The sequence below is a fragment of the Actinocrinis sp. genome (assembly GCF_035605935.1).
Taxonomy (GTDB): domain Bacteria; phylum Actinomycetota; class Actinomycetes; order Streptomycetales; family Catenulisporaceae; genus Actinocrinis.
On the sequence record NZ_DATNGK010000003.1, the window covers coordinates 1 to 2,288 of the forward strand.

General features: G+C 69.7%; 2 protein-coding genes and 1 pseudogene. 2 read left to right on the forward strand and 1 reads right to left on the reverse strand.

Translation table 11 applies throughout. The features are described 5' to 3' along the window. Both VN779_RS00285 and VN779_RS00290 read left to right on the forward strand, forming a co-directional pair. Positions 1–1,075 (forward strand): thiamine pyrophosphate-dependent enzyme (locus VN779_RS00285; protein WP_325718944.1); only part of this gene is annotated, 1,075 nt, incomplete at its 5' end. Further along, entirely contained in the window at positions 1,075–2,109 is a 1,035-nt protein-coding gene (locus VN779_RS00290) for a dihydroorotate dehydrogenase-like protein (RefSeq protein WP_325718946.1), read from the forward strand. The genes VN779_RS00285 and VN779_RS00290, both read left to right, overlap by 1 nt. A 7-nt stretch (positions 2,110–2,116) precedes the next feature. Here the strand turns inward: VN779_RS00290 and VN779_RS26255 are convergent. After that, positions 2,117–2,288, reverse strand: a pseudogene (locus tag VN779_RS26255) (Ni/Fe hydrogenase subunit alpha); the annotation flags it as partial.

Here is a 2,288-nt window from a genome sequence, read left to right on the forward strand (position 1 = left end):
GCAGCTGTTCGGCGACCGGCTGATGGTCGCGAACGCCACCGGCTGCTCCTCGATCTACGGCGGGAACCTGCCCACCACGCCGTGGACGACCAACGCCGACGGGCGCGGCCCGGCCTGGTCGAACTCGCTGTTCGAGGACAACGCCGAATTCGGCCTGGGATTCCGGCTGGCCGCCGACCGGCACGTCGAGCTGGCCCGCACCCGCCTGACGGAGCTGCGCGACACGATCGGCGCCGACCTGGCGGACGACATCCTCGGCGCGTCACAGCTACGCGAATCGGAACTGGCGGCCCAGCTCGACCGGGTCGCCGAGCTGAAGCGGCGGCTCGAGGCCCTGGACCAGGACTACGGGCATGTCGCCGATCTGCGCAGCGTGGTCGATCACCTGGTGCGGCGCAGTGTCTGGATCGTCGGCGGGGACGGCTGGGCCTACGACATCGGCTCCTCGGGCCTGGACCACGTGCTGGCCACCGGGCGCAACGTGAACGTGCTGGTGCTCGACACCGAGGTCTACTCCAACACCGGCGGGCAGTCATCGAAGTCGACACCGCTCGGCGCCGTCGCCAAGTTCGCCTCGGCCGGCAAGACCGTGCCGAAAAAGGACATCGCGCTGCAGGCCATCGCCTACGGCAACGTCTACGTAGCCCGGGTAGCCATGGGCGCCGACCCGCAGCAGACCCTGCGCGCCTTCCGCGAGGCGGAAGCCTACGACGGGCCGTCGCTGGTCATCGCCTACAGCCACTGCATCGCGCACGGCATCGAGATGCGCGACGGCCTCGACCAGCAATACCGCGCCGTGGCCAGCGGGCACTGGCCGCTGATCAGGTACGACCCGCTGGTCCGGACGGCCGGCGGTAACCCGTTCCTGCTCGACTCGCCGAGGCCGCGCATCAGCCTGGCCAGCTACACCCAGCGCGAGCTGCGGTACCGCTCGCTCAGCAACACCAACCCGGCCGAGGCCGAGCGCCTGGGAGTGCTGGCCCAGGAAGCGGTTGACCAGCGCTGGAGCACCTACGAAGAGATGGCCACCCGCGGAGCGCAGCAGTTTCCGGCCGACGCGCGGAGGGACGACTAATGGACCTTTCGACCCACTACCTGGGCCTAGCGCTGCGGAACCCGCTCGTCGCCTCCGCGTCACCGCTCTCGAATACCGTCGACGGCGTCCGGCGGCTCGCCGACGGCGGCGTCGGCGCGGTGGTGCTCTACTCCCTGTTCGAGGAGCAGCTGCGCCGGGAGGCCGCGGAGAACGCGCGGCTGGCCGAGATGGGCACGGAGGCTTTCGCCGAGTCCCTGTCCTACTTCCCGGCTGAGGCTGAGGCTGAAGCAGAAGCCGATGGCAGCGCGGATGAACCTAGCCCGCGCCGCTACCTGAGCCTGCTCGAGCGCGCCGCGGCGGCGGTCGAGATACCGGTCATCGGCAGCATCAACGGCGTGACGCCCGGCGGCTGGACCAGCTACGCGCGTGCGATGCAGGACGCGGGCGCCGCGGCGATCGAGCTGAACATCTACTACATTCCAGGCGACCCGCACATTACCGGCCGCGAGGTCGAGCAGCGGCACCTAGACATCCTGTCCCGGGTCAAGGACGCGGTGACCGTGCCGGTGGCTGTCAAGCTGAGCCCGCACTTCAGCTCGGTCGGCGAGATGGCACTGCGGCTTGACGAGGCGGGCGCGGACGGCCTGGTGCTGTTCAACCGGTTCCTGCAGCCCGACATCAACCCCGAGACCCTCGCGATAATGCCCGACGTGTACCTCTCCAGCCCGGCCGAGGCCCGGCTGCCGCGGACCTGGATCTCCATCCTGCGCCAGCATCTGCGTGCCTCCCTCGCCGCGACGACCGGAGTCGAGGGACCGGCCGACGTGATCAAGTACCTGCTAGCGGGCGCCGATGTCGTGATGACGGCGTCTGCGCTGATCCGGCACGGCCCCGCGCACGCCGCCGTCCTGCTCGACGGCCTGTCCGGATGGATGGCCCGCAAGGGATATCCGTCGGTCGCCGCAGTGCGCGGAATGCTCGCCCTGCCTGCAGATACTGACGAGGCTGCTTACGAGCGGGCAGGCTACGTCCGCGCGATGCAGGCCGCCAACAGCTCCCGCGGCCCGTGGTGACGCCCGGTCAGGCGCGGTCCACGGTGAGATCAAGGAAGTGGGTCGCGCAGGAGATGCACGGGTCGTAGTTGCGAATCGCCTGCTCGCACTGCCAGGTCAGCTGCTGATCGTCGAGATCCAGCCGGCCGGCGACGAACCGGCGCAGATCGTCTTCGATGCTGGCCTGATTCTGCGAGGTG